This window comes from Bradyrhizobium sp. CIR48 (assembly GCF_014198315.1).
Lineage (GTDB): Bacteria > Pseudomonadota > Alphaproteobacteria > Rhizobiales > Xanthobacteraceae > Bradyrhizobium.
The window spans coordinates 141845-166191 of record NZ_JACIHG010000004.1; the positions used below are offsets into that span (position 1 = coordinate 141845).

Annotated in this window: 25 protein-coding genes; 11 read left to right on the forward strand and 14 right to left on the reverse strand. The window is 65.1% G+C overall.

The window, feature by feature from the left end:
• Positions 1-24 precede the first annotated feature (24 nt).
• Both GGD66_RS14255 and GGD66_RS14260 read left to right on the forward strand, forming a co-directional pair.
• The gene (locus tag GGD66_RS14255; RefSeq protein WP_183258165.1) at positions 25-1188 is read left to right on the forward strand and encodes a PLP-dependent cysteine synthase family protein; all 1164 of its coding nucleotides are present in this window, start codon (positions 25-27) and stop codon (positions 1186-1188) included.
• A gap of 108 nt (positions 1189-1296) precedes the next feature.
• Positions 1297-1857 carry a carboxymuconolactone decarboxylase family protein gene (locus GGD66_RS14260; RefSeq protein ID WP_183258166.1) on the forward strand — a complete coding sequence of 187 codons (561 nt, stop codon included), beginning with the start codon at positions 1297-1299 and terminating at the stop codon, positions 1855-1857.
• Between the two features lie 16 nt (positions 1858-1873).
• Here GGD66_RS14260 and GGD66_RS14265 read toward each other — a convergent pair whose 3' ends face one another.
• Together GGD66_RS14265 and GGD66_RS14270 are read right to left on the reverse strand one after the other, a co-directional pair.
• Positions 1874-3457: a sensor domain-containing diguanylate cyclase gene (locus GGD66_RS14265; RefSeq protein WP_183258167.1), complete on the reverse strand. Its 1584-nt coding sequence runs from the start codon at positions 3455-3457 to the stop codon at positions 1874-1876.
• Positions 3458-3690: 233 nt separating this feature from the next.
• Entirely contained in the window at positions 3691-4563 is an 873-nt protein-coding gene (locus GGD66_RS14270; protein ID WP_183258365.1) for a hypothetical protein, read from the reverse strand.
• Between the two features lie 213 nt (positions 4564-4776).
• Between GGD66_RS14270 and GGD66_RS14275 the strand changes: the two genes are divergently transcribed.
• Positions 4777-5022: a hypothetical protein gene (locus GGD66_RS14275; RefSeq protein ID WP_092261343.1), complete on the forward strand. Its 246-nt coding sequence runs from the start codon at positions 4777-4779 to the stop codon at positions 5020-5022.
• A gap of 9 nt (positions 5023-5031) precedes the next feature.
• Here GGD66_RS14275 and GGD66_RS14280 read toward each other — a convergent pair whose 3' ends face one another.
• Positions 5032-5967, reverse strand: coding sequence for an alpha/beta hydrolase (locus tag GGD66_RS14280; RefSeq protein ID WP_183258168.1), 936 nt, complete (start codon positions 5965-5967; stop codon positions 5032-5034).
• Between the two features lie 120 nt (positions 5968-6087).
• On the opposite strand from GGD66_RS14280, the gene GGD66_RS14285 reads away from it, so the two are divergent.
• A complete protein-coding gene (locus tag GGD66_RS14285; protein ID WP_183258169.1) occupies positions 6088-6975 on the forward strand; it encodes a branched-chain amino acid aminotransferase in 888 nt (295 codons plus the stop codon).
• Between the two features lie 127 nt (positions 6976-7102).
• On the opposite strand, the gene GGD66_RS14290 is transcribed toward GGD66_RS14285, so the two are convergent.
• Together GGD66_RS14290 and phaR are read right to left on the reverse strand one after the other, a co-directional pair.
• Positions 7103-7720, reverse strand: coding sequence for a trans-aconitate 2-methyltransferase (locus GGD66_RS14290; protein ID WP_183258170.1), 618 nt, complete (start codon positions 7718-7720; stop codon positions 7103-7105).
• 188 nt (positions 7721-7908) lie between these two features.
• Positions 7909-8505, reverse strand: a complete 597-nt coding sequence (phaR, locus tag GGD66_RS14295; RefSeq protein ID WP_018320524.1) for a polyhydroxyalkanoate synthesis repressor PhaR — start codon at positions 8503-8505, stop codon at positions 7909-7911.
• A gap of 320 nt (positions 8506-8825) precedes the next feature.
• Here phaR and GGD66_RS14300 point away from each other — a divergent pair, with 320 nt between their 5' ends.
• The 3 genes from GGD66_RS14300 (at position 8826) to GGD66_RS14310 (ending at position 11967) form a co-directional block, all read left to right on the forward strand.
• Entirely contained in the window at positions 8826-10004 is a 1179-nt protein-coding gene (locus GGD66_RS14300; protein ID WP_026202376.1) for an acetyl-CoA C-acetyltransferase, read from the forward strand.
• A gap of 253 nt (positions 10005-10257) precedes the next feature.
• Positions 10258-10983 (forward strand): acetoacetyl-CoA reductase, encoded by a 726-nt coding sequence (gene phbB, locus GGD66_RS14305; protein ID WP_018320526.1) that lies wholly within the window; start codon positions 10258-10260, stop codon positions 10981-10983.
• Between the two features lie 114 nt (positions 10984-11097).
• Positions 11098-11967, forward strand: a complete 870-nt coding sequence (locus GGD66_RS14310) for a DMT family transporter (RefSeq protein WP_183258171.1) — start codon at positions 11098-11100, stop codon at positions 11965-11967.
• A gap of 49 nt (positions 11968-12016) precedes the next feature.
• On the opposite strand, the gene GGD66_RS14315 is transcribed toward GGD66_RS14310, so the two are convergent.
• Positions 12017-12439, reverse strand: coding sequence for a cupin domain-containing protein (locus tag GGD66_RS14315; RefSeq protein WP_183258172.1), 423 nt, complete (start codon positions 12437-12439; stop codon positions 12017-12019).
• Positions 12440-12491: 52 nt separating this feature from the next.
• Positions 12492-13259, reverse strand: coding sequence for a hydroxyacylglutathione hydrolase (gene gloB, locus GGD66_RS14320; RefSeq protein ID WP_018320529.1), 768 nt, complete (start codon positions 13257-13259; stop codon positions 12492-12494).
• Positions 13260-13367: 108 nt separating this feature from the next.
• Here gloB and GGD66_RS14325 point away from each other — a divergent pair, with 108 nt between their 5' ends.
• Positions 13368-14114, forward strand: a complete 747-nt coding sequence (locus GGD66_RS14325; protein WP_018320530.1) for a methyltransferase domain-containing protein — start codon at positions 13368-13370, stop codon at positions 14112-14114.
• Between the two features lie 90 nt (positions 14115-14204).
• On the opposite strand, the gene GGD66_RS14330 is transcribed toward GGD66_RS14325, so the two are convergent.
• Positions 14205-14993, reverse strand: coding sequence for a DUF4167 domain-containing protein (locus GGD66_RS14330; protein WP_018320531.1), 789 nt, complete (start codon positions 14991-14993; stop codon positions 14205-14207).
• 462 nt (positions 14994-15455) lie between these two features.
• Positions 15456-16352: a peptide chain release factor N(5)-glutamine methyltransferase gene (gene prmC, locus GGD66_RS14335; RefSeq protein ID WP_183258173.1), complete on the reverse strand. Its 897-nt coding sequence runs from the start codon at positions 16350-16352 to the stop codon at positions 15456-15458.
• 90 nt (positions 16353-16442) lie between these two features.
• Here prmC and GGD66_RS14340 point away from each other — a divergent pair, with 90 nt between their 5' ends.
• Positions 16443-16868: an HIT domain-containing protein gene (locus GGD66_RS14340; RefSeq protein WP_018320533.1), complete on the forward strand. Its 426-nt coding sequence runs from the start codon at positions 16443-16445 to the stop codon at positions 16866-16868.
• A 26-nt stretch (positions 16869-16894) separates the two neighbouring features.
• Here GGD66_RS14340 and GGD66_RS14345 read toward each other — a convergent pair whose 3' ends face one another.
• The 4 genes from GGD66_RS14345 to GGD66_RS14360 all read right to left on the reverse strand — a co-directional run bounded on the left by GGD66_RS14345 (position 16895) and on the right by GGD66_RS14360 (position 21751).
• Entirely contained in the window at positions 16895-17593 is a 699-nt protein-coding gene (locus GGD66_RS14345; RefSeq protein ID WP_018320534.1) for an ABC transporter ATP-binding protein, read from the reverse strand.
• The gene (locus GGD66_RS14350; protein ID WP_183258174.1) at positions 17590-19428 is read right to left on the reverse strand and encodes an ABC transporter permease subunit; all 1839 of its coding nucleotides are present in this window, start codon (positions 19426-19428) and stop codon (positions 17590-17592) included. The genes GGD66_RS14345 and GGD66_RS14350 overlap by 4 nt, the downstream gene beginning before the upstream one ends.
• An 11-nt stretch (positions 19429-19439) precedes the next feature.
• Entirely contained in the window at positions 19440-20315 is an 876-nt protein-coding gene (locus GGD66_RS14355) for a branched-chain amino acid ABC transporter permease (RefSeq protein WP_026202378.1), read from the reverse strand.
• Between the two features lie 101 nt (positions 20316-20416).
• Complete coding sequence (locus GGD66_RS14360; RefSeq protein ID WP_183258175.1) at positions 20417-21751, reverse strand: substrate-binding protein; 1335 nt, start codon at positions 21749-21751, stop codon at positions 20417-20419.
• 252 nt (positions 21752-22003) lie between these two features.
• On the opposite strand from GGD66_RS14360, the gene GGD66_RS14365 reads away from it, so the two are divergent.
• Together GGD66_RS14365 and GGD66_RS14370 are read left to right on the forward strand one after the other, a co-directional pair.
• A complete protein-coding gene (locus GGD66_RS14365) occupies positions 22004-22621 on the forward strand; it encodes a hypothetical protein (RefSeq protein WP_183231900.1) in 618 nt (205 codons plus the stop codon).
• Between the two features lie 121 nt (positions 22622-22742).
• The gene (locus tag GGD66_RS14370; RefSeq protein WP_183231901.1) at positions 22743-23213 is read left to right on the forward strand and encodes a MarR family winged helix-turn-helix transcriptional regulator; all 471 of its coding nucleotides are present in this window, start codon (positions 22743-22745) and stop codon (positions 23211-23213) included.
• 8 nt (positions 23214-23221) lie between these two features.
• Here the strand turns inward: GGD66_RS14370 and prfA are convergent, their stop codons facing one another.
• Positions 23222-24307: a peptide chain release factor 1 gene (prfA, locus tag GGD66_RS14375; protein ID WP_018320540.1), complete on the reverse strand. Its 1086-nt coding sequence runs from the start codon at positions 24305-24307 to the stop codon at positions 23222-23224.
• Positions 24308-24347 lie beyond the last annotated feature (40 nt).

Here is a 24347-nt window from a genome sequence, read left to right on the forward strand (position 1 = left end):
TGCGTGTCGTGAGAGATTCGCTCGATGCAGACATTTCCCTTCCGCCAGCACAATCCGGCCGGGCCGGCCTATCGGCGCGGCTGGGTCGATGAGGCCGTAGCCGCGATCGAGGCCGACCAGTGCCGCACCGCCGACACGCATCTGATCCGGCTGATCGTGCCGGCGCTGTCGGGCATCGACATCTATCTCAAGGATGAATCCACCCATCCGACCGGCAGCCTGAAGCACCGGCTGGCGCGCTCGCTGTTCCTCTACGCGCTCTGCAATGGCCACATCCGCGAAGGCACGCCGGTCGTCGAGGCGTCGTCGGGATCGACGGCGGTGTCCGAAGCCTATTTCGCGCAGATGATCGGCGTGCCTTTCTACGCCGTGATGCCGCGCACGACCTCGGCGGAGAAGATCGCCGCGATCGAGCATTATGGCGGCAATTGCCATCTGATCGACGACGGGCGGGCGCTCTATGCGGAAGCCGCCGCACTCGCCGCGCGCCTGAACGGCCACTACATGGACCAGTTTACCTTCGCCGAGCGTGCAACAGACTGGCGGGGCAACAACAACATTGCCGAATCGATCTTCACGCAATTGCAGGGCGAGCCGCGTCCGCTGCCGGACTGGATCGTGATGGGCGCGGGCACCGGCGGCACCTCGGCCACCATCGGACGCTATCTGCGCTATCGCCAGTATCCGACGCGGCTCTGCGTCGCCGATGTCGAGCATTCCGCCTTCTTCGATTGCTTCCGTTCGCAGGACCGCTCCCGTGTGTGCGATCGCCCGTCGCTGATCGAGGGCGTCGGCCGTCCGCGTTGCGAGCCCTCCTTCGTGCCGGGTGTGGTCGACCGCATGATGAAGATCCCGGATGCGGCCACGATCGCGGCGATGAACGTGCTGTCGCGTCGGCTGCGCCGCCCGGTGGGCGGGTCCACCGGCACCAATTTCCTGGCGCTGTGCCGGCTCGCCTCGGAGATGCGGCAGGCGAACGCGACAGGGTCGCTGGTGACGCTGATCTGCGATTCCGGCGAGCGCTATCGCCAGACCTATTACGAGCCCGAATGGCTGAAGGCGCGCGGCCTCGATCCGGCGCCGTTCGAGGCCAGTTTGTCGTCGTTTTTCGAGACAGGTGAGCCGCTGACGCTCGCCGTCGACGATTTCGCAAATCCCCAGAGCGCACGAAGCCCCGAGGCGACATAGTCGAATTTGTCGGAACGCCCGCTCGGCGTGCGATGTCACGGCAACTTCACTTGCGTTGCGCGCACCTGCGGGCAAGCCTCACCCCTTCTCAACGAGGAGATCTCCGCCGTGCGTCTTCCCATTCTCGATCCCAAGGATCTGACCGACGAGCAGAAGCCGCTCTATGACGACATGCGAGCGGGCATCAAGGACCACTTCAAGGGTTTTGTGAACATGCGCGACGACGGCGCGCTGCTCGGGCCCTGGAATCCCTGGATCCGCGAGCTGCGCTTCGGCAAGCCGGTGTGGGAGCTGGTCAAGGCGATCGCGTCGAACCCGCTGCTGCCGGCACCGGTGCGCGAGGTCGCCATCCTCGTCACCGGCTCTCATTTCCGCTCCGGCTACGAGCTCTATGCCCATGTGCTGGTCGCCGAGCAGCGCGGCCTGTCCGACGAGAAGCTCGCGACCATCGTCGCCGGCCAGCGGCCGGTGGATCTCACCAGGCAGGAGGCCGTCGCTTATGACGTGGCGTCGGCGCTGGTCGGTGGTGGCGTGCTGCCGGAATTGACCTGGCGCGCTGCGGTGAAGGAGTTCGGCGAGCACGGCGCGGCCGAGCTGTCCTATCTCGTCGGCGTCTATTGCATGGTCTCAGTCACGCTCAACACCTTCGACGTGCCGGTACCGGACTAAAAGCTGCGTCCTTCGATCACTCCGCCGCCTTGCTTGCGGGCGGCGGGGGCGCGAAGGCGATGCAGCGGTTGCGGCCTTCGGCCTTGGCCTGGTAGAGCGCATGATCGGCCGCGCCCATCAGCGCGTCGATGCCGGACATGCTGACCGCTGCCTCCGCGATGCCGACGCTCACGGTGAGGCCGAACTGAATTTCGCCGGCGACGATTTGCGCGCTCATCACGCGTTTGCGGATGCGATCCGCCACGGTCCTTGCACGAGACAGGCTGGTCTCGGGCAGCAGCACCGCGAACTCCTCGCCACCGATGCGGCCGACGATGTCCGACTTGCGCTTGCCGTCGAGGCACGCCGCCGCAACAGCCCTGATCGCGGCGTCGCCCACGGCATGGCCGTAGCGGTCGTTGACCGACTTGAAGTGGTCGATGTCGAGCATCAGCACCGAGACGGAGCGATAATAGCGCTGAAACCGGCTCCATTCCGCATCGAGGTTCTCGAGGAAATGGCGGCGGTTGTAGAGGCCGGTGAGCGGGTCGGTGGTCGCGAGCGTCTCCAGCATCGCAGCCTTTTCCGTCAGGTCGGTGATGTCGACATAGGTCAGCATGCGGCCGCCGTTCGACATCGTGGTGCAATGGGCCCTGATGCGCCTTCCGTCCGGCGTCTGCAAATCGCGCACATGGTCGCCGGCCATGACCTCTGCGACGCGCCGCGCTGGAAATCTCGCGAGCTCGTTGGTCGGAAGATTGGGCGCGCTGGCACGGTGCAGGCGTCGCACCAGCGACGAATAGGCCGGCCGGTCCGCCGCCTCGGTTTCACTGACCTCCCAGAAGCGCCGCATGCGCCGGTTCATGAAGGTGGCGTGCAGTTCGGGGTCGAGAAGCAGCACCCCGTCCTGGACGTTCTCCAGCGCATCGCGCAGCAGCTTCAGCTCGTCCGAGGCGCGCACGATGTCGGTGACGGGGGTATAGGTCAGCATGCGTCCGCCATCGGGCAGGGGCGTGACCTGTACGCGCACGACATCGCCATTGGTCCGGCGCAGATCGATCGGCGTTGGATCGCCCGCCTCGATCACACGGACGCGTTCCGCCACCAGGGCATCGAGCTCGGGGTCGGGCACCTCATAGGCGCCGGTGTCACGACCGTGATGGAGCAGCGTGAGGATGGATGGATTGCTGTCGGCGACCTCGTCAGGCAGGCGCCACATCTGGCGAAACGACCGGTTGATGAGGCGCGCCCTGAGGCTGGAGTCCAGCAGCACGATGCCGGTCGGCACATGATCGAGCGCGGCACGCAGCGCCAGCATCTGGCTGCGCATCAGCGCATCGGACGAGCGCCCGCGCTCCTCGCCGGCGATGCGCTCGACGCTGCCCGATTGCTCGAAGGCGACGCCGACCTGACGGTCCGATCGCCAGATCACGCGGCAGGTCAGGATCTCGCGCCCCGCGAGCCTGAGCTGGAAGCGCTCGGGCACCCCGAGGCCGCTCTCCATTTCGAGCGTCGCCGCCTCCTCGGTCAGCCGCCGCACGACGCAATCGATCGACGACTGGCCGAAATTGAAGAAGATCTTCCCAGCAAGCAACGTCCGTTCCGGGACCAAGTGGGACATTCGCAGCCTCCCGCGTGACTCCAGCCCAGTCTGTCGCAAGCATATTGCCGAGAGGTAACCGGATGGGCGCTCGGGCGAGAGGACTAACAAGCAGTCCATGGCCCGGGAAGGGCCGCTGACGGCCCGCGGCGAATGCGAAAGTCCTTCATCGTCAATGCCGGGCTATTGCGACCGCTGTACCGATGTCCGGAAAACGGGGGATTCGGTTTACCTGCTATCCACCATGATCCCAGTCAGTTGCGGACCGCATAGAGCGGCGTTCGCAACGTCACCTGATAGGATGGCTTCGGCATCCAAGCGATCTGCGCGGTGATGCCGAACAGGCGGTTGTCGTTGTCGTCCATGCGATCGAGGTCGAGGCGCAGGAACGGTTGCGTGAAGGGCTCCGCCAGGGTCCGACCCGCGAGCTGCGCGCCGCCGAACGACTGCATGCCGAGGCGTCCGGTGAACTTCCAGTTGCTCGGCCATTGGTAATAGCCGCCGGCATAGAAAATCGTGTTCGGCCGAATGCTGGCGAACGGGCTGGCGATGGTGGTGTAAGTGTATTGCATGCCGGCCAGCCAGCCCCGCGTCTCGTCCTCGTCGAGCGCGTAGTCGAATTCCAGGATGTTGTTGAACGAATTGGTCATGCCCTGATCGTTCGGCACCGACTGCGTCAGGGTCGATTGCAGCGTGATGGTCGGGATCGTTCCGCCATTCTGCTGATAGAGGTCGGCCTGCACGCCGATGTTCCAGCTCGTGATGTCGAACGTCGACCAGCCGCCGCCGATGTCGGTCGTCGAGCCCGACACGCCGCCATAAAGCGAGACGCGGTCGTTGACGTCGACGGTCAGCGGCAGATCGACAGCCATCGATTTGGTGGCCGGCAGGCCGTTCGGCAGCGTTGCGCCGCTGCGCACCGCCAGGGCTTCGAGCGCAGCCGACAATGACGTGGTGCCGAAGCCGAGCCCGAGCGTGCCTGCCGGGATCGACGCATAGGTCGTGCGCAGATCCAGATAAAGGTTCGGGACCGCTGGCTTCGCCGGCCCGTCCTCTTCATCTTCGGCGGCGAAGACGGCGCTGGCCGAAACCATCAGGCAGGCCAGTCCCATCGCGACAGCGCGCAAGGTCGGGCGATACGATGGGCTGCGATGGGACACGTGACAATCCGGCGCGCGGGGACTGTATGGCGAAATCGTGTGCTAGATGGAACGTGATCGTTCCCGCGGTCAAGCGCTATCCGCAAACCATGGACTGCATCGATAGGCGCGGTTACCTTGTCGCGATTGCACCGACTCGCTCGGCGGCCGGAGGAGGCCGGACAATGGAGGACGACAGCCATGACCACGTCACGCCGCATCCTGCTCGCCGGAATGGCGGGGCTCGCCGTCGCTCCGACCGCTGCCGTGGCCGCATCTGCGCCAGTGCCCGATGACACGACGGTTGCCGAAGAGCGCTTCGCGCGCATGATCGCCGCGGCGCATGCGCCCGACGTCACCTGCGCCCGGCAGGCCGAACGTTATGCGGACGCCCATTGGCCTGACTATGTTGTGGCAGCCAGGGCCGTTATCGATGCGCGCGCCTGATCCGCGCTCTTACCTCGCAACCGCTCGTCGCACCTGCTCGCCGATCTGCGACAGCACCAGCTGCGCCTGCGGCAGGATCGCGCCCATGGCGTGGAAATTGTGAACCATGCCGTCGTGGCAGACATGCTCGACGGCGACGCCCGCGGCGAGCAGCTTGTGGGCATAGGCATTGCCTTCATCGCGCATCGGATCGTACTCGGCCGTGTGGATGATCGCGGTCGGCAGACCCGTGAGCCGTGTTGCCCGCAAGGGAGACACGCGGGGATCGGCGGTGTCGATGCCGTCAGGCAGATAGTCGGCAAGATCTGCCTCGATCGTGACGCGGTCGATCAGATGGCCCTCGGCAAAGGCCTCGCGTGAGGGCGAGGTTTCCTCGAAATCCAGCACCGGGCAGATCAGGCATTGCGCGGCGATGGCGAGGCCGGCGGTCTGCGCCGCCTCCTGGCACACGATGGCAGCGAGCGTTGCACCGGCGGAATCGCCGCCCACCACCAGACGGTCCGCATCGATGCCGAGCGATGTGGCCTCGCGCGCAACCCATTCGGTGGCGGCAATCGCGTCATCGACGGCGGCAGGGAATTTGTGCTCCGGCGCGAGCCGGTAGTCGACCGAGACGAGGCGGCAGCCGGTGGCATGCGCCAGCGCCGCCGCGATGCGATCATGCGTGGCAATGCCGCCGGCGACGAGGCCGCCGCCATGGAAGAACACGAAGCCCGGCGCGCGCTGATCGGCATTTGCAGGCGTGTAGAGCCGATAGGGCAGTTCGCTGGCGCGGCCGGGCAGCATGCCGTCGCGCGCCGTCACATCCGGCGCATCGGTGTGTGCGAACTGCATCAGCTTCGCCAGCGATTGCCGCCGCGCCTCCACGCTCGGCCGGCCCCTCGCCCGCGGCGAAGCCGCAGCCATCATGGTCAACAAGCGCTTTGCGAGCGGATCGAGCGACATGCTGCCTCCTTCTTCCCGTGGCCGGAGAGGGTAGCCCACCACTTCCGCGCAGGGAATCATTTAGATGTTGCGTCCAATAGTGGCGCTATAATGCGACAGCACGCCAAGGGGAGGCCTGATATGGCCGAGATCAGGAAGCCGATCGAATATTCGCCGAGCTGGACCTTCTTCGAGGGCAAATGGCACGACGGCAATGTGCCGATCATGGGCCCGCGCACGCATGCAGCCTGGCTCGGCTCGATCGTGTTCGACGGTGCACGCGCGTTCGAGGGTGTTGCGCCCGATCTCGACCGTCACGTCGCCCGCGCCAATCAATCCGCGATCAATTTTGGCCTGAAGCCGGTGGTCGACACCGGCACCTGGCTCACGCTTGCGAATGAGGGCATTGCGCGCTTTGCGGCCAATGCCGAGCTCTACGTCCGTCCGATGTATTGGGCGGAGAACGGCTCGGGCGGCGGCGTGCTGTTCGATCCCGAGACCACCAATTGGTGCCTGTGCATCTACGAGGCGCCGATGCCCAAACCCGTCGGCAACGCCATCACCCTGTCGCCGTTCCGCAGGCCCACCGCCGAATGTGCGCCGGTCGAGGCGAAGGCGGCCTGCCTCTACCCCAACAATTCGCGCGCGCTCGCGGAAGCTGCGTCCCGCGGCTTCCAGAACGCGCTGATGCTCGACATGCTCGGCAACGTCGCCGAGTTCGGCAATTCCAACGTGTTCATGGCCAAGGACGGCGTGGTCTATACGCCGGTGCCGAACGGCACGTTCCTAAACGGCATCACGCGCCAGCGCGTCATCACCCTGCTTCGCGGCGACGGCGTCACCGTGGTCGAGAAGACGCTGCGCTATGCCGACTTCCTCGCCGCCGACGAGATTTTCTCGTCCGGCAACTTCGCCAAGGTCGCGCCGGTGATCCGCATCGACGAGCGCGAGCTGAAGCCGGGCCCGTTCTACGCCAAAGCGCGGAAACTCTATTGGGATTTCGCGCACGCGGTGAAGCTGGCGGCGTAGCTGCCATTGACTCCGCTGTCATCGCCCGACTTGATCGGGCGATCCAGTATTCCAGAGCCAGTTGTGATTTCTCGATAAGCCGCGGCGTACTGGATGCCCCGGTCAAGCCGGGGCATGACACCCGATTCTAAAGGCTTCGCTTAAACCGGCTGAACTGAAACGCCTGCGTCGAATTCCACGGCGTGTGATGCGTCTCGCGTCGCGTCTCGACCAGCTCGAAATCCGGCCCGAGCTCTGCAGCAAGGCTAGCGCTGTCATGGCGTTGCACCGGCAAGCCGCTGCATCTCTCCGGACCATCGGGCGCAAAGGTCGCAATGATGATCTGGCCGCCGGACGCAATCGCGGATCGCAGCCGCTCGACATAAGCAGCCCTGTCGCGGGGCTCGGTCAGGAAGTGAAAGGCCGCGCGGTCGTGCCATACATCGTAAATCCTGGCCGGCCGCCAAGCCGTGGCGTCGGCGACGATCCAGTCGATCGCGGCAGAGGCCTGACCGATTCGCGTCTTCACCGCGTCGAGCGCTTTGGCGGAGAGGTCCAGTACGGTGAGATCGCGATATCCGTCTTGAAGAAGAGCGTCGACCAGCCGCGAAGCGCCCCCGCCGATATCGATGATCGCCGCGTCGTGATCCGGATTGGCCACGCGGATCATGTCTTGCGAGATCGTCGGGCTATCCTGAAACCAGCTGACCTCGGCCTCGCCCTTGGTGGCGTAGACGTTGTCCCAATGCATGGTGCGATCGGACATGGCGCGCTCCGTGCGTGTCAAGCCCTCATCCCGAGGCGCCGGAGCGGAGCGGCGGCCTCCAGCGACAACGGCTTCGCCGTTGCGCGGGGATGACAGGCTAAAGCCGGTGAGGAAGAAATGGTAGGCGCGCGCGAAATTGCCAATCGCGCGCCCGCCGCGGGCGGACGCGCTGGTCGGCGCGAAAGGTCCTACTCGTCCTTCTTCGACATGCGCTCGAGGCGCTCCTGCATGTCCTTCATCTGCTGGCGCAAATCGTCGATGTTGGTGTCCTTCGGCGCCTCGGCGTTCGCGTCGGGCTCCGGCTCCGGGCTGGTCGCCGGACGGCCCGCATTGGGAGCAAACGGCTTGAACATCGAGAAGGTCTGCTGGAACAGCTCCATGTTACGGCGAACTTGTTCTTCCAGAGGAGCAAAAGGAGTGCCGGACAGGGTGTTGGCGATCTGCTTGCGGAACTTCTCTTGCTCCTGGGTCAGGGTCGCGATCGACTGCTCCAGATATTTCGGCACCACCATCTGCATGCTGTCGCCGTAGAAGCGGATGAGCTGGCGCAGGAAGGTGGTCGGGAGCAGGTTCTGGCCGGCCTTGTTCTCCTGCTCGAAGATGATCTGGGCGAGCACGGAGCGGGTGATGTCGTCGCCGGTCTTGGCGTCATAGACCAGGAAATCTTCGCCATCCTTGACCATCGCGGCGAGGTCTTCCAGCGTGACGTAGGTACTCGTCCCGGTGTTATAGAGCCGGCGGTTCGCGTATTTCTTGATGGTTGTGGGTTGGTCTGATTTCGCCATGGGCTCTCACTTGCAAGGAACGCGGAGAACGGGAACCCGGCGGGCCATGCCGCAGGGCGGGAAGAGTACGCAACGCAACAAAATAAGCATTTTCAAAGGGCTCACGCTACCGTTTTGTGCGGCACGGTTAATCGCACAGCAAAATCTTGCTTGCGAAAGCGCCAAGAACGCTATTTTGAATGCGCTGCGGCATGAATTCGGTCGCCGGCCGATTGACATGCCTCAACGACGTTAACAGGATGGCTGACGAGACTGGCGAGCCGTTTTCTCAAAGCCCCGCCTGCCCCCTTTCAAGAAACCTCAAGCCTCAGGAGATGCCCATGTCAGACGATGTCGTCATCGTCAGCGCCGCCCGCACCCCGGTCGGAAGCTTCAACGGAGCGTTCGCGACCCTTCCCGCCCACGATCTCGGCGCCGTCGCCATCAAGGCCGCGCTGGAGCGCGGTGGCATCGAGCCCGGCCGGGTCTCGGAAGTCATCATGGGGCAGATCCTGACCGCCGCCCAGGGCCAGAACCCGGCCCGCCAGGCCTCGATCGCCGCCGGTATTCCGGTGGAGAGCCCGGCTTGGGGCGTCAACCAGCTTTGCGGCTCGGGCCTGCGCACGGTCGCGCTCGGTTACCAGGCGCTGCTCAACGGCGATTCCGAAATCGTGGTCGCCGGTGGCCAGGAATCCATGAGCATGGCCCCGCACGCCCAGTATCTGCGTGGCGGCGTCAAGATGGGTGCCGTCGAGTTCGTCGACACCATGATCAAGGACGGCCTGTGGGATGCCTTCAACGGCTACCACATGGGCAACACCGCCGAGAACGTCGCACGGCAGTGGCAGATCACCCGCGCCCAGCAGGACGAGTTCGCGGTCGCCTCGCAGCAGAAGGCCGAAGCGGCGCAGAAGGCCGGCAAGTTCAACGACGAGATCGTCCCCGTCACCATCAAGACCCGCAAGGGCGACATCGTCGTCAGCGCCGACGAATATCCGCGTCATGGCGCCACGCTCGACGGCATGGCCAAGCTCAAGCCGGCCTTCGAGAAGGACGGCACGGTCACCGCGGGCTCGGCATCCGGCATCAATGACGGCGCCGCCGCCGTGGTGCTGATGACCGCCAAACAGGCCGCCAAGGAAGGCAAGAAGCCGCTCGCGCGGATCGTGTCCTGGGCGCAGGCCGGCGTCGATCCGAAGATCATGGGCTCCGGCCCGATCCCGGCCTCGCGCGCCGCGCTGAAGAAGGCCGGCTGGAATGTCGGCGATCTCGACCTGATCGAGGCCAACGAGGCCTTCGCGGCGCAAGCCTGCGCCGTCAACAAGGATCTCGGCTGGGACACCTCCAAGGTCAATGTCAACGGCGGCGCGATCGCGATCGGTCATCCGGTCGGCGCGTCCGGCGCACGCGTGCTGGTGACGTTGCTGCACGAGATGCAGAAGCGCGATTCGAAGAAGGGCCTCGCCACGCTGTGCATCGGCGGCGGCATGGGCATCGCAATGTGCATCGCGCGCGACTGAAGATAGCTGACGCGTAGCTTACGCGCGGTTTGCGCGTGCGCTGCACACGTCAGTGAGTGCGTTGCACGCGACTAAAAAGGCAGCGGTTGCAAATCAAATATTCTTCGCAATCTTGCATGCCTCGACTAAATACAAACGCCCGGCTCAACGCCGGGCGTTTTGTTCTTGATGTCCGTCAAACCAACCGCATAATCCAACGTTAAAAAACAATCGCTTCAGAAACGTCCGAAGAGTCCAAGGGAAGGAATACGACATGGCACGTGTTGCATTGGTCACGGGTGGTACGCGGGGCATCGGTGCTGCGATCAGCAAGGCACTGAAGGCGGCGGGATACAAGGTTGCGGCGAGCTATGCCGGCAACGATACGGCGGCGGAGAAGTTCAAGGCCGATACCGGCATCGCCGTCTACAAATGGGACGTCAGTAGTTTCGATGCCTGCGCCGAGGGCGTGAAGAAGGTCGAGGCCGATCTCGGGCCGATCGAGGTGCTCGTCAACAATGCCGGCATCACCCGCGACACCGCCTTCCACAAGATGACGCTGGAGCAGTGGAACGCGGTCATCAACACCAATCTCGGCTCGCTGTTCAACATGACGCGCCAGGTCATCGAGGGCATGCGTTCGCGCAAGTTCGGCCGCATCATCTCGATCTCGTCGATCAACGGCCAGAAGGGGCAGTTCGGTCAGGTCAATTATTCCGCGGCGAAGGCCGGCGACATCGGCTTCACCAAGGCGCTCGCGCTGGAGAATGCCAAGGGCGGCATCACCGTCAATGCGATTTGCCCCGGCTACATCAACACCGAAATGGTGCAGGCCGTGCCGAAGGATGTCCTGGAGAAGAACGTGATCCCGCAGATCCCGGTTAGCCGGCTCGGCGAGCCCGAAGAGATTGCCCGCGCGGTGGTGTTCCTGGCGGCTGACGAGGCCGGTTTCATCACGGGCTCGACGATGACCATCAATGGCGGCCAATATCAGGCCTGATAGGGCGCCAGGTCTTCAGGTCAAAAGCCTGTAGCTTCAGGCGCGACAAGGCGTTAGTGAAGACGACAATGCCCGGCCTTGCGCCGGGCATCGTTGTCCTCAGAGCCTTCGTCCATGACCCCGCGCACAGCCACGCTGATCGGATTGACCGCGATCCTGATGTGGTCGCTGCTGTCGGTAATGACGGTGGCGACTGGAAGGATCCCGGCGTTCCAGCTCGCCGCGATGACCTTCGCGATCGGCGGCCTGGTCGGCCTGTTCACCTGGATCGGCCGCGGCGAGGCGGCGAAGAGCCTGCGTCAGCCGCTGGTCGTCTGGGCTGTCGGCGTCGGCGGCCTGTTCGGCTATCACGCACTGTATTTTCTCGCGCTGCGCTTCGCGCCGCCGGCCGAAGCCGGCTTGCTGAATTATCTGTGGCCGCTGCTGATCGTGCTGTTCTCGTCCTTCCTTCCGGGCGAGCGGCTCGCCCTCCATCACATCGTTGGCGCGATGCTCGGCCTCGTCGGCACCGTGCTGCTGTTCGCCGGCAACACCTCCGGCTTCGCGGCCGGGCAGGTGCCGGGATTGGCCGCGGCCTTCATCGCTGCGTTCGTCTGGGCGGCCTATTCGGTGCTGTCGCGCCGGCTCAAGGCCGTTCCGACCGATGCGGTCGCTGGATTCTGCCTGGCCACCGCCGTGCTTGCCGCGCTGATGCACGGCCTGCTCGAGACCACCGTCTGGCCGGAGACCACGCTGCAATGGCTCTCGGTGATCGCGCTGGGCATCGGTCCCGTCGGTGCCGCGTTCTACGCCTGGGACATCGGCATGAAGCGCGGTGACATCCGCGTGCTCGGCGCCGCCTCCTACGCGACGCCGCTGCTCTCGACCGGCTTCCTCATCGCCGCCGGATTTGCCAAGGCCAGCGCCAACATCGCGATTGCTGCGATCCTGATTGCCGGCGGCGGCCTGATTGCGGCGAAGGATATGGTGCTGCGGAAGCGATGATCATTCCGGGCTCGATGCTGCATGCGATGCCCCGAAATGTCAGTTGGCCCTACGGCTCCCAGCCCTGCGGCGCGAGCTCGAAGCCTGCGAACTCGAACGCCGGGGCCACGGTGCAGCCGACCAGCGTCCACTCGCCCGTCGTCTCCGCCGATTGCCAGGCCTGTGCCGGCACGATCGCCTGCGGCCGGTCTCCATTCGCAAGGTCATTGCCGAGCCGCACCTGGTGCTGCGAGCAGCCGTCATGGGCGATGCGCAGCATCAAGGGACTGCCGGCGTAATAGTGCCACGTCTCGACCGCATCGACGCGATGCCAGTGCGAACGCTCGCCGCGTGCGAGCAGGAAGTAGATCAGGGTCGAGCGCGAACGCCCGTTGGCATCAGTGGTCTGGTCGCGAAATGTCTCGCGATAATGGCCGCCCTCGGGATGCGGACGGAGTTCGAGGCGCGCGATGATCTCGGCTGCAGTCGGCATCGATTCCGGTCAGGGCTTTCTTCTGCAGGCGTTGGTCTTCAGGATTTGTTCTTCAGGACTTGTTCTTGCGCTCGCGCAGCTCGCCGAACACCGCGGCGGCATCCGCGCCCTTCATGTGCAGCCTCGCCGCGACCTGCGGCTCATCGGCGCGCAGGAACACGTTGGCCCGCTTCTCGTCGCCAAGCAGCGTGGGAATGGTCGGCTTGTTCTCGGCCCGGAGCCTCGTCACCTCCGCTGCGCGCGCCTGGAGCGCCGCATTGTCGGGATCGACGGTGAGCGCGAACTTGACGTTGGAGGCCGTGTATTCGTGGCCGCAATAGAGCTTGAAGTCGTCGGGCAGGGCACGCAGCTTCAGAAGCGAATCCCACATCATCGGATAGGTGCCCTCGAACACGCGGCCGCAGCCGATCGAGAACAGCGTGTCGGCGGCGAACACCGTCTTCTCGGTGTCGAACACGTAGGAGATGTGGTCGAGCGTGTGACCCGGCGTCTCCAGCACGCGCGCCAGCAAATTGCCGATCTTGACTACGTCGGCATTGGCGACACGCAGATCGACGTCCGCAATTTTGGTGGTCTTGTCGTGCGGCGCGACGACGCGGCAGTTGTATTTCTGCTTGAGTTCGGCGACTCCGCCGACATGATCGCCGTGATGATGGGTGATCAGGATGTCGGTGAGCTGCCAGCCCTCGCGCTCCAGCGCCGCCAGGATGGGGCCGGCCTCAGGCGCGTCGATCGACGCCGTCGCCTTGGTTTCCACATCGTGGATCAGATAGCCGAAATTGTCGTTTAAACAGGTGAAAGTACGAATTTCGGCGGCCATGTCATCTCCATCGGGCTCAGCCCCGCCAGACAAATATGGCGTTAACGTTGCGCAGGCAATGCAATATTCAGCGCGCGGCGGCGGTCTCGTGCATGTTACATTGCCGTCATGACCATCGACGTCGTCGACCTCCGCGAGTTCTATTCCCGCCGCCTCGGGATCGTGGCGCGGCAAATGATCAATCGCGGCATCAGGGAACGCTGGCCGAGGGCGGAAGGCCAGCGCGTGCTCGGCCTCGGCTATCCCACGCCCTATCTGGGGTTGTTCCGCGAAGACGCCGAGCGCTGCCTCGCCTTCATGCCGGCGGCCCAGGGCGTCCTGAAATGGCCCACGGGACGGCCGGCGCTGGCCTCGCTGGTCGACGAATTCTCGCTGCCGCTCCCCGACGCCGCGGTCGACCGCATCCTGCTGGTCCACGCGCTGGAGATGTCGGACGATCCGGCCGCGCTGCTGCGCGAGGTGTGGCGCGTGCTGTCGCCGTCCGGGCGCGTGATCGCTGTGATCCCGAACCGGCGCGGGGTGTGGACCCGCACCGACAGCACGCCGTTCGGTCACGGTCGGCCCTATTCGCGCTCGCAGATCACCGACCTGCTGCGGCAGACTTGGTTCACGCCGACCGCCTGGGGCGAGGCGCTGTTCATGCCGCCCTATGCCGGCGGCTGGGTGCTGAAATCGGCGCAGATGTGGGAGCGCGCCGGTGCGGCATTGTCGCTGCCCTTTGCCGGCGTCCATATCGTGGAGGCGACCAAGCAGGTCTACCGCGCGATCCCCGCCAAGCGCGAGCGGGCACGGCTGATTCCGTCGCTCGCGAAGCCCGTGCTGGTCCCGTCCTCGACGACGGCGACGCGCAGCTAGGTCACAAGCGTTGTCGCGACCGGTGGTCGTCAAAAACAAAATCGTCCCGGCGAGGCCGGGACGATTCCAGATCAGTCGATCTGAAGAGACTTACTCGCTGGGCGCAAGATCATCGCCGGATGCGGCCGGAGCTGCTTCGCGCTCGGGGCGCGGGCCATGCGGCCGGCGCCGCCGGCGCGGATAGCGTTCGCCACCGCCGGCTCCGCCCTCGAAACCGGCCTGGCCGCCGTTCGCGCCGCCATTCACCTGCGGCTGCGCGCCGGTGATGAAGGAGGGCAGGCGATCGACGCTGCCGGCGTCGGTGACGACGGGCTGCGGCTGATTCTGCGGTTGCGGCTGGGGCTGATATTGGGGCTGCGGGCGATGGTCGCGCTCGCGATGCTCGCGCGGCTGCTGCTGATCGCGCTGATAGGGCTGATTGTCGCGCTGCTGATGGTCACGCTGATGATGATCGCGCTGGCCGTCGCGGTCGCGCGCGAAGGGCTGCTGCTGTTGCGGCTGCGGGACGAAGCCCGGCTCCTGGCCGAAATTCGAGAAATTCTCGCCGTCGTCATCGCCGTCGTCGCTATTGCTGCTGATCGGCTCGTCACCGCGCGGCTGCTGGTTCTGGCGGAACTGTTCCTGGGCCGCGGCGATCAGGCGGAAATAATGCTCGGCGTGCTGGTAGTAGTTCTCGGCTGCAACGGGGTCGCCGGAGGAGCGCGCGTCGCGTGCGAGCTGGAGATACTTTTCAGCGATGTGCGAGGCGGTGCCGCGGATCTTGATGTCGGGTCCGTTGGACTCGTAGACCCGGGTCATCGGGTTCTGGCTGCGCCGGTTGTTGTTGTTATTGTTATTGTTGCGGTTGCGCATCCGCTGCTTGTTCTGACCGTTTCTCATGTCCTGCCTTTAATTCCAGCCCTAAACGTTGCACGCATTACTGATTGCCAGGAGTGACCTGGTGACAGCGGTTCACATCGCTCGCGCGCACCGCGCGCAAGAGCGGATCGAACCCTGCCGATGTTCGTCGACCGTCGCGTTCAACAAGGACGCGTTCCCCACCCGCCAGCACTGATCGCCAGCGAACCCATTCATTTTGCCTGCCGAAACAAGCCCAGCTGTGTTGCGTAAGTCTTCAAGCGCAATATCAGGCTTTCGTTCACTTTTGCGGTCGGAGAGCAGCGCAGCTCCACTGGCTATCGCGCTTCACAGGACCTGCGGCTTGGAACCTTTATCAGTAAAGCTCTCGCCCGAGAGCCCGGCTTTCGCCCGTAGGTCTACGGGGCCGGCACCGATGTGTTGATCGGAACGTAGTCGTTCCCAAGGGATATTCCAAGAGCTTTTTGCAAGCCAATCCGGCTTTTATGGGGGCATTTTTCGGGCCGAAACGGCCCGCGGAATGCCCGCCAGGTCGGCCTTGGGTGGCCTGTCCACCGTTAACGCGCCAGCTATCATCAAGGTTTCAATATTTCTGGCCTGCCCCTGTCCGGCCTCGACGATCAGCGCTCCGCCGGGGGCGAGACGCTCGGCCGCCTGCGGGATGAGAGCGCGATAGGCGTCATATCCGTCATTGCCGCCGTCGAGCGCCAGATGCGGATCGTGGTCGCGCACCTCGATGCTCAGTCTCGGAATTTCGGCGGAGGGAATGTAGGGCGGGTTCGAGACGATGAGGTCAAACGGGCCGCGCAGCGCCGTCAGATAGGAGCAGGCGACGAAGCCGGCGCGGCCGGCGAGGCCGAGGGCGGCCGCATTGTCGCGCGCCGTATCGAGCGCCGTCGGGCTGACATCGGTACCGACGCCGAACGCGTCGGGAATCTCCCACAGCAATGCGAGCAGGATGGCGCCCGATCCGACGCCGATATCGGCGATTCGCGGGCGCCGGCCCGATATCGCCAGCTCGCGGAAGAACTCGAGCGCCAGTTCGACGACGGTCTCGGTATCCGGCCGCGGTACCAGCGTCGCCTCGGACAACCGCAACGGCATGCCCCAGAAGTCTCGCACGCCGAGAATGCGGGCGACCGGCTCATGCGCGAGCCGGCGTTGCGCGTATCGTTCGAGCTGCGTGGTCTCCTCAGGCGTGAGTTGTCGCGATGCCTGCGTCACCATGCCGGTCAGATCGAGCTCCAGCGCGGCGCCGACGAGCAGGCGCGCATCGAGGGCCGCCTCCTCGATGCCGGCCGCTTGCAGCCGTGCCGCAAGCGCGCGCCGGGCACTCTCGACATTATGTCCGGGATAGATATTTGTCGCCAATGGAGCCATCCTGCCTGGCATCGTGGATAGATCGGCCGGCTCGCTTGCGTCAACGGAAAGGAGCGCGTTTGATCGCGCCTCGCAAGCGTGGAGGGGTCCATGACGGCCTATGACGATCAGAACGTCTTCGCAAAGGTCCTGCGCGGCGAGATTCCCTGCTTCGAGGTTTTCAGGGACGAACGCAGCCTGGCCTTCCTCGACATCATGCCGCGCGCGCCCGGGCACACGCTGGTGATTCCGCGGGCGCCGGCGCGCGGCATCCTGGATATTGCGGAGGACGATCTTGCCGCCGTCGCCCGGACGGCCAAGCGAATCGCGATTGCGGCGATGAAAGCGTTTGACGCGGAGGGTATCATCCTCCAGCAGTTCAGCGAGCCGGCCAGCGGGCAGGTGGTGCTTCACCTGCACATGCACGTCATGCCTGTCAGGGCCGGCGTCGACCTCTTGCCGGCGCAGACGCGCAAGGAAGATATGGCTGTGCTCGCCGATCATGCCAAACGGATGATCGCAGCGCTCGGCGGCTGAACCCGACAGCCGAGCTCGGCGGCCGACTAAACGCCGAGGTAGCGCTGCAGCAGCTCCGGCTGGGCCTTGAGCTCCTGCGCCGGACCCTCGTGCACGATGTGGCCGTTGTTGATGATGTAGATCCGGCTCGCCAGCGCCAGCGTCGCCGCCAAATTCTGCTCGACCAGCACGATGGTCTGGCCGGCCGCCGCCAGCTCCCGGCAGGCCTTGACGAGATCGTGGACGATGACGGGCGCGAGCCCCTCGAACGGCTCGTCCAGCAGCACGATCTTGGGATCGCGCACCAGCGCCCGCGCAATCGCGAGCATCTGCTGCTCGCCGCCGGAGAGCTCGGTGCCGCGGTTGTTGCGTCGCTCCTTCAGCCGCGGAAACATCTCGTAGATGCGGTCGAGCGGCCAGCGTTTCGGCGCGGTGAACCCGGCAAGGACGATATTTTCCTCCACCGACAGGCTGCCGAAGATGCGCCGCTCCTCGTGCACGAGCTGCATGCCCGCCTGCGCGATTCTGTGGCTCCTGCGTCCGGCGATATCGATACCGTCGAATTTCACGCTGCCGCTGTGCGGCGTCACGACGCCCATCAGGCTCTTCAGAGTCGTGCTCTTGCCGGCGCCGTTGCGGCCGAGCAGCGCCACCACCTCGTGACGTTCGACGTGCATGGCGACGTCGAACAGGATGTGGGAATCCCCGTAATAGCTGTTCAGGCCGTTGACCTCGATCAGGCTCATGCGGCGATCTCCCCATTCACGCCGCCGAGATAGGCTTCCTGCACCGCGGCGTTGGTCCGGATTTCCTCCGGCGTGCCGTCGAGCAGCACCTTGCCCTCCTGAAGCACCGTGACGCGCTCGACCAGCTCGAACAGCGAATCCATGTCGTGGTCGATGATGATCATGGTGCGGCCGCGCGCGATCGATTTGAGCAGCTTGACGGTCTCGACCCGCTCGCGCGGGCTCATGCCCGCGAGCGGCTCGTCGAGCAGCAGCAGGCGCGGCGAGGTCGCGAGCGCGAGCCCGATCTCGAGCCGGCGCTTCTCGCCATAGGCGAGTTCGGCGACCGGCGTGTCGGCGCGGCGGGTCAGGTTGACCAGCGCCAGCGTATGCTCCACCTGCTCGGTCAGGCCCTTGACGCTGGAGAGCTTGCGGAAGAGATCGAGTCGGAACTTGCCGCGCAGCTCGGCGAGCGCGGCAATCGTCAGGTTCTGCCGTACCGTCAGCCCGGTGAAAAGCTGGTTGACCTGGTAGCTCTTGGTGAGCCCGAGCTGGCAAACCTCGGCGACCTTCAACCCCGTGATGTCGCGTCCCTCGAACGCGATCTGGCCGGAGGTCGGCGCGATCTCGCAGGTCAGCATCTTGAAGAAGGTCGATTTGCCGGCGCCGTTGGGGCCGATGATGCCGCGCAGCTCGCCCTGATTGACACTGAAATCGATGTCGCTGTTGGCGACGAGGCCGCCATAGCGCTTGGTGAGGCCGGTGGCTTTCAGGATCGGCCCGGAATAAGCGGGGTGCGCGACCTCCTTGGCCTGCATCGGCGCGGGCGCTAGGTGCAGTGTCGTCTCAGTGTCCGGCTCGGCCTCCGTATCGCTCCGCTTACGCCTGCCGGAGAGGAGGCGATAAAGGTCCGCAAGACCGCCGATGATGCCGCCGCGCAGGAAGCAGACCAGCAGCACGAACACGACGCCAAGCACCAGCTTCCAGGCGGCACCCAAGCCCAGCGCGGACTGCAGGAAATCCTGAAGGAAGAGCCAAACGGTCGCGCCGACCAGAGGCCCGAACAGCGTGCCGCGGCCGCCAATGGCGGTCTGCATCACGAGCTGGCCGGACGTGTCGAAGGTGAACGCGTCGGGTGGCATGAAGGCCTGGAGCACGCCGAGCAGGCCGCCGGCAAACCCCGCATAGGCCGCTGCGATCACGAAAGCAGTCAGCTTGTAGCCATGGATGTTGTGGCCGACCGCAGTGGCGCGCAGCGGATTGTCGCGGATCGCGCTGAAAATGGCGCCGACCGGCGAGCGCACGATCCTCAGCGCGATGATGACGCCGACGAAGTAGCACAGCGCGATGAATTGATAGAGTGACCAGCCATTGGTGAAGTGGAGGGTGGTGAAGCCGAGATTGAAGCTCGGCGTCGGCACGCCCGGCAGGCCGTTCTCGCCGCCGGTGAAGTCGGAGAGCGGATTGAACTCGACGAAGAAAAACACTTCCGCGATCGCGACCGTGATCATGGCGAAGTAGATGCCGGTGCGGCGGAGCGCGATCAGGCCGATCAGATAGCCGGTCGCGGCCGCCGCGATCATGCCGATGATCAGCGCGCCCAGCACGTTGCCGAAGCCGGCGCGGGTCAGGAGGTACGCCGCGACGAAGCCGCCGGTGCCGTAGAAAGCGGACTGGCCGAACGACAGCAGGCCGGTGAATCCGAACAGGATGTCGAAGCCGAGGCCGAACAGGCCCCAGACCAGGATCCGGTTCACGGTGTTGGGCGCGAAGCCGAGATGGGGCAGCACGAAGGGGGCCACGATCAGGCCGATCGCCGTCAGTGTCTCGATCAGGAAGGGGCGTTGCTTGAGCATCAGGAGATCACTTACTCGCGGCCCTGGACGCCGAGCAGGCCATGCGGTCGCACCACGAGCACGAGCGTCATTGCCGCAAACAGCATCACATAGGCGTAGCCGGGGTTGAACATGGAGGTGACGCTGATGATCTCGCCGGCGATCAGGCCGCCCAGGATGGCGCCTGGGAACGAGCCGACGCCGCCGATCACCACCACCACGAAGGTCTGGACCAGGATGTCGTCACCGATGCCCGGTGTCAGCGACACCACCGGCGCGTTGACGATGCCGGCAAAGCCGGCGGCCATCGCGCCGATGCCGAACACCACCATGAAGACCCGGTAGACATTGATGCCGAGCGAATCCACCATCACGGAGTCCTCGATGCCGGCCCGCACGATCATGCCGAGCCTTGTCCGGTAGAGGATGATGAACAGCGCGCCGAGCGCGATCGCGACGATGCCGACCACCGCGAGGCGGTAGGTCGGATAGAACATGAAGCCGAGATTGGTGATGCCCTGGAATATCGCCGGCGGCGGGACCAGCTGCGACTGGCTGGAGAAGATCAGCCGGATGATCTCGACGAAGCAGATGCCGAGCCCGAAAGTCACGAGCAACTGATCCTCGTGCGGCCGATGATAGAAATGGCGGATGATGACGCGTTCCATCGCAACGCCGAGCAGCATCACGAACAGCGAGCCGGCGATCACGGCGAGGATGAACGATTCCGTGTACTGGTAGGCGACGAATCCGGCATAGCCGCCGATCATGAACATCGCGCCATGCGCGAGGTTGAGCACGCCGAGCGTGCCGTAGATAATGGTCAGGCCGGAGCTGATCAGCGCGAGCAGCGCGCCGAGCGCGAGCCCGTTGAAGAGCTGCGAGACGAGGTTGGGCCAACTAATCATGCAGGGATCACGGTTGTGGCGCGTTCCGGCGATGCGCAAAAAATGGGTGACGCCGCAGGAGCCGGAAGCGACCTACGGCGTCACAGGGGGGTAGCGCGAGCTCAGCTGTAATCGCCGGGATGGCAGCCGAAGGCGTCCGGCTTCTGCATCAAGCCTTCGCCCGGGACGACCTCGACCACATCGTACCAGTCTTCCTTGGTCTTCATGTCCTTCTGCTGCTTGCCCTTGACGATGATCACCGGGCGGACGCACTGATGGTCCTCGGGGCGGTAATGCACGTCGCCGACCAGGGACGGCAGCGTCTCGCCCTTCTCATAGGCCTTGATCACCTCGGGCGGGCTGAAGCTGCCGGCCTGCTCGCACATGCGGGCCCAGTGTGCGAAGCTGACATAGGCGTTCTCCGCGCCCCATTCCGGCTTGTAGCCGTACTTCTTCTCGAAGGCTTCGTTGAACATCTTGGCGAGCGGGAATTTGTCCTCGAGCGTCCACCAATAGTCGGTGGCGGCGTAGACGCCCTGCATCAGCCCGCCGGTCTCGCGCGCGATGAAGGGCACCTGGTAGGGGACGACCAGCTTCATCTTGTCGAGCACGCCGAACTGCTTGGCCTGCTGCGTCGACAGCACCGCGTCGTGGCCCCAGTTGACGTTGATCAGCACGTCGGCGCCGGAATTCGCGACGTTCAGCAGATAGGAGGAATAATCGGGCGCGCCGAGCGGCGCGACCTGGTTGGTGACGGTGGTCCAGCCGGCGGTCGCAAGAAAGTCCTGCATCGACTTGGTGACGGTGTGACCGTAGGTGTAATCAGGCGTGAGATACGCAGCCTTCTTGCCCTTGCCGAACTCCTTGACCATGACGGGGCCGATCGCCGCCGCGGCGGTCTGGCCGAAGAAGTTCTGGCGGAAGCCGTAGCGGACGCAGTCCTTGCCGGTGGTGTCGTTCGAGCCGGAGATGCCGCAGACGAAGATCACCTTCTCGCGCTGGGCGAGCTTGTTCAGCGCGACCGCGACGGCGCTCGAGGTGCCGCCGGTGATCATGATCGCCTTGTTCTCGCTGATGAAGCGCTGCTGCGCTTGCACCGCCTCGTTGGGCTTGGCCGCGGAATCCGCGACGCCGAATTTCAGCTCCTTGCCGAGCACGCCCTTGCCGGTCTTCGGCGAGATCTTCTTGATCAGGTCGTGACCGCTGTTGATGTGCTCGATCGCGAGTTGATAGCCCTTGAGCTCGTCCTCGCCCTGCACGGCATAGGTGCCGGTGCGCGGCACCGAGATGCCGATGAAGGCGGTGGAACCCGAAACGCCCGCGGGATAGGAGCCGATCGCCGGCTTGTCCTCGGCGAAGGCCGGCATCGCAGGCAGCACCGAGCCGCCGATGAGGCCTGCCGTGGTCTGGAGCAGGCCGCGGCGCGAGAGGCCACGGCGAATGAGATGGTCCGTCATGATCGTTTCCTCCGGATATCGTTCTTGTTTGCAGGCAAAAGACGACCTGTCCGGCGGCAACCGGCCTCGAAGGGCCTGCCTGCACCGGGCACGTCACATCCGCGTGTAGCTCCTGGACGTAAACATTGCTGGTGAACACCTTCTGTCAATTTCGCCTTTGGTCGAACGATGAAAATTATCGCGTGAAAACATATCGGATCACGATATATATTAGTCTTTGTGAGTACGAGATTGGCGGGTTCGGCGAGAGAGATGCCGCGGCAGACGACAGTAGCGGGTACCCGGAAGCGACGGTCCTGGCCGCAAGAAGCGGAGCGGCAGGAGGCGGCGTGGCCTGCCGGGGAGGGGAGCGACCAGCGCGCATCGCCGCAGTCCGGCGATGCCTCGCGCATCCCCGAGCCGCGTGGCCGGTCCGCCGGTCAGCGAGGGCCGGCCGTCGGCTCCGTTCAGGCCAAGCGCACGCCGGTGCCGATGCAGAGACTGAGCGTGCGTGCCCAGAATGTCCTGAAGGAGCTCGCGGTCGAGCTCACCGGCGAGCAGCCGCCGAAGGGGACCTGGTCGCCCTCGCGCGAGCTGCTGCTCGCGCTGACGGCGGAGCGGCTTGCGACGACGCGCAATTGCGGTCCTCACACCATGCGGGAGATCGTCGACTGGGCGCAGGGTTGCGGCGTGACCATCAAGCCGGTGATCCCGCCCGGCGGCTCGCTGTCGCAGATGTGGGGCGAGTTGATCACGAATGCATCCGAAGGCGCCTTGACCAGCGCCGAGATCGCCAGTGCACTCCAGCGCTCGATCAGGCGGAAGAGCGTTCGTATTCCGATCGCATTTCAGGTCATCCTGGTGAAGATCCTGCTCTCGAACTTCGAATAGCAGGGCTGCAAGACCCCCTATATTTGTGCATCTGCCAGGCCCGTCGGTGGTTCCGCCCGGCCTTCCTTGCTAGTCTCGACAGCGCCCGCTCCGCCGGCGGGCGGCGGTCGAAAGGCACGGAATGGCTGACGCGAAGCGGAAGACCGGACGCACGGCGCGCGCTGCGCCCTCGAGGGGCGGCGCGATGCGCGAGGCTGACTACGCGGCGCTCGCCCAATTCCGCTACCAGCTGCGCACCTTCCTCGCCTTCAGCGAGGCCGCGGCCCATAACGCCGGGCTGACGCCGCAGCAGCACCAGGCCCTGCTGGCGATCAAGGGGCTGGCCGACCCCAACGGCGCCAGCGTCGGCGACATCGCCGGCTTCCTCCTGATCCGGCACCATACGGCGGTGGAGCTGGTGGACCGCATGGCGAAGTTGAAGCTGATCGCTCGGGAGGCCGATCCCGAGGATGCAAGGCGCGTCCTGGTCAAGCTAACGGCCAAGGGTGAGCAGAAGCTGCGCTCGCTTTCGCGCATTCACCTGGACGAGCTGAGCGCCGCTGCACCCGCGTTGGGCAAGATCCTGCGATCGTTCCTGGCAAAGGTGCGCTGAGGCAGGGATCAGGCCGCCGCGCCCTGTGCGGCGAGCTGCGCGGCCTGGTGCTCGGTGGTCAGCGCGTCGGTCAACTCGCCGAGCGCTTCGCCTGCGATCACCTGCGGCAGCTTGTAGAGCGTCAGGTTGATGCGATGGTCGGTGACGCGCCCTTGCGGAAAATTGTAGGTGCGGATGCGCTCGGAGCGGTCGCCTGAGCCGACCTTCTCCTTGCGCTCGGCCGACCGTGCCGCATCGACGCGCTGGCGTTCGGCGTCGTAGATGCGCGAGCGCAGGATGTTCATGGCCGAGGCGCGATTCTTGTGCTGCGAGCGGCTGTCCTGCATCATCACCACGATGCCGGTCGGAATGTGGGTGATGCGGATCGCCGATTCGGTCTTGTTGACGTGCTGACCGCCGGCTCCTTGCGCGCGCATGGTCTCGATGCGCAAATCGTCGTTCTTGATGTCGACGTCGACGTCCTCGACCTCCGGCAGCACGGCCACCGTCGCGGCCGAAGTGTGGATGCGCCCCTGCGTCTCGGTGTCCGGCACGCGCTGCACGCGATGCACGCCGGATTCGAACTTCAGCTTCGAGAACGCGCCGCGGCCCTGCACCTCCGCGATGATTTCCTTGTAGCCGCCGACGGTGCCTTCGCTGGCCGAGATCACCTCGACCTTCCAGCCCTGCAAGGCAGCGAAGCGCTCGTACATCCGGAACAGGTCGCCAGCAAACAGCGAGGCCTCGTCGCCGCCGGTGCCGGCGCGGATTTCCAGCACCACGTTGCGGTCGTCCATGGCGTCCTTGGGCAGCAGCGCGACCCGGATCTTCTGGACCAGCTCCTCGATTTTCGGCGTCAGCTCGTCGCGTTCGGCTTCCGCCATGCTGCGCATCTCGGCGTCGGTCGCGGGATCGGCGATCAGCGCCTCGGTGTCGGCGAGCTCCTTGACCGCGGCACGATAGGCCTTCACCGCCTCGATCAGCGGGGTGATCTCGGCGAGCTCGCGCGTGATCTGCACATAGCGCTCGGAGGCGAGCTGCCCCAGCGATTCGGCCTCGAGAGAGGCATGATGTGCAAGGAGCACGTCCAGTTTGGCTTCGGGGAGTGACGACATCGGTTCAGTCTCAAATGGCGGAAGGAGGCGAGGCGGCAGG

What these genes read in the sequence shown, in the direction of transcription:
- GGD66_RS14255 (WP_183258165.1), top strand. Translation starts at nt 25, where the DNA reads ATGCAGACATTTCCCTTCCGCCAGCACAATCCGGCCGGGCCGGCCTAT.
- GGD66_RS14265 (WP_183258167.1), bottom strand. Translation starts at nt 3,457, where the DNA reads ATGTCCCACTTGGTCCCGGAACGGACGTTGCTTGCTGGGAAGATCTTC.
- GGD66_RS14275 (WP_092261343.1), top strand. Translation starts at nt 4,777, where the DNA reads ATGACCACGTCACGCCGCATCCTGCTCGCCGGAATGGCGGGGCTCGCC.
- GGD66_RS14280 (WP_183258168.1), bottom strand. Translation starts at nt 5,967, where the DNA reads ATGTCGCTCGATCCGCTCGCAAAGCGCTTGTTGACCATGATGGCTGCG.
- GGD66_RS14285 (WP_183258169.1), top strand. Translation starts at nt 6,088, where the DNA reads ATGGCCGAGATCAGGAAGCCGATCGAATATTCGCCGAGCTGGACCTTC.
- GGD66_RS14290 (WP_183258170.1), bottom strand. Translation starts at nt 7,720, where the DNA reads ATGTCCGATCGCACCATGCATTGGGACAACGTCTACGCCACCAAGGGC.
- phaR (WP_018320524.1), bottom strand. Translation starts at nt 8,505, where the DNA reads ATGGCGAAATCAGACCAACCCACAACCATCAAGAAATACGCGAACCGC.
- GGD66_RS14300 (WP_026202376.1), top strand. Translation starts at nt 8,826, where the DNA reads ATGTCAGACGATGTCGTCATCGTCAGCGCCGCCCGCACCCCGGTCGGA.
- phbB (WP_018320526.1), top strand. Translation starts at nt 10,258, where the DNA reads ATGGCACGTGTTGCATTGGTCACGGGTGGTACGCGGGGCATCGGTGCT.
- GGD66_RS14310 (WP_183258171.1), top strand. Translation starts at nt 11,098, where the DNA reads ATGACCCCGCGCACAGCCACGCTGATCGGATTGACCGCGATCCTGATG.
- GGD66_RS14315 (WP_183258172.1), bottom strand. Translation starts at nt 12,439, where the DNA reads ATGCCGACTGCAGCCGAGATCATCGCGCGCCTCGAACTCCGTCCGCAT.
- gloB (WP_018320529.1), bottom strand. Translation starts at nt 13,259, where the DNA reads ATGGCCGCCGAAATTCGTACTTTCACCTGTTTAAACGACAATTTCGGC.
- GGD66_RS14325 (WP_018320530.1), top strand. Translation starts at nt 13,368, where the DNA reads ATGACCATCGACGTCGTCGACCTCCGCGAGTTCTATTCCCGCCGCCTC.
- GGD66_RS14330 (WP_018320531.1), bottom strand. Translation starts at nt 14,993, where the DNA reads ATGAGAAACGGTCAGAACAAGCAGCGGATGCGCAACCGCAACAATAAC.
- prmC (WP_183258173.1), bottom strand. Translation starts at nt 16,352, where the DNA reads ATGGCTCCATTGGCGACAAATATCTATCCCGGACATAATGTCGAGAGT.
- GGD66_RS14340 (WP_018320533.1), top strand. Translation starts at nt 16,443, where the DNA reads ATGACGGCCTATGACGATCAGAACGTCTTCGCAAAGGTCCTGCGCGGC.
- GGD66_RS14345 (WP_018320534.1), bottom strand. Translation starts at nt 17,593, where the DNA reads ATGAGCCTGATCGAGGTCAACGGCCTGAACAGCTATTACGGGGATTCC.
- GGD66_RS14350 (WP_183258174.1), bottom strand. Translation starts at nt 19,428, where the DNA reads ATGCTCAAGCAACGCCCCTTCCTGATCGAGACACTGACGGCGATCGGC.
- GGD66_RS14355 (WP_026202378.1), bottom strand. Translation starts at nt 20,315, where the DNA reads ATGATTAGTTGGCCCAACCTCGTCTCGCAGCTCTTCAACGGGCTCGCG.
- GGD66_RS14360 (WP_183258175.1), bottom strand. Translation starts at nt 21,751, where the DNA reads ATGACGGACCATCTCATTCGCCGTGGCCTCTCGCGCCGCGGCCTGCTC.
- GGD66_RS14365 (WP_183231900.1), top strand. Translation starts at nt 22,004, where the DNA reads ATGCCGCGGCAGACGACAGTAGCGGGTACCCGGAAGCGACGGTCCTGG.
- GGD66_RS14370 (WP_183231901.1), top strand. Translation starts at nt 22,743, where the DNA reads ATGGCTGACGCGAAGCGGAAGACCGGACGCACGGCGCGCGCTGCGCCC.
- prfA (WP_018320540.1), bottom strand. Translation starts at nt 24,307, where the DNA reads ATGTCGTCACTCCCCGAAGCCAAACTGGACGTGCTCCTTGCACATCAT.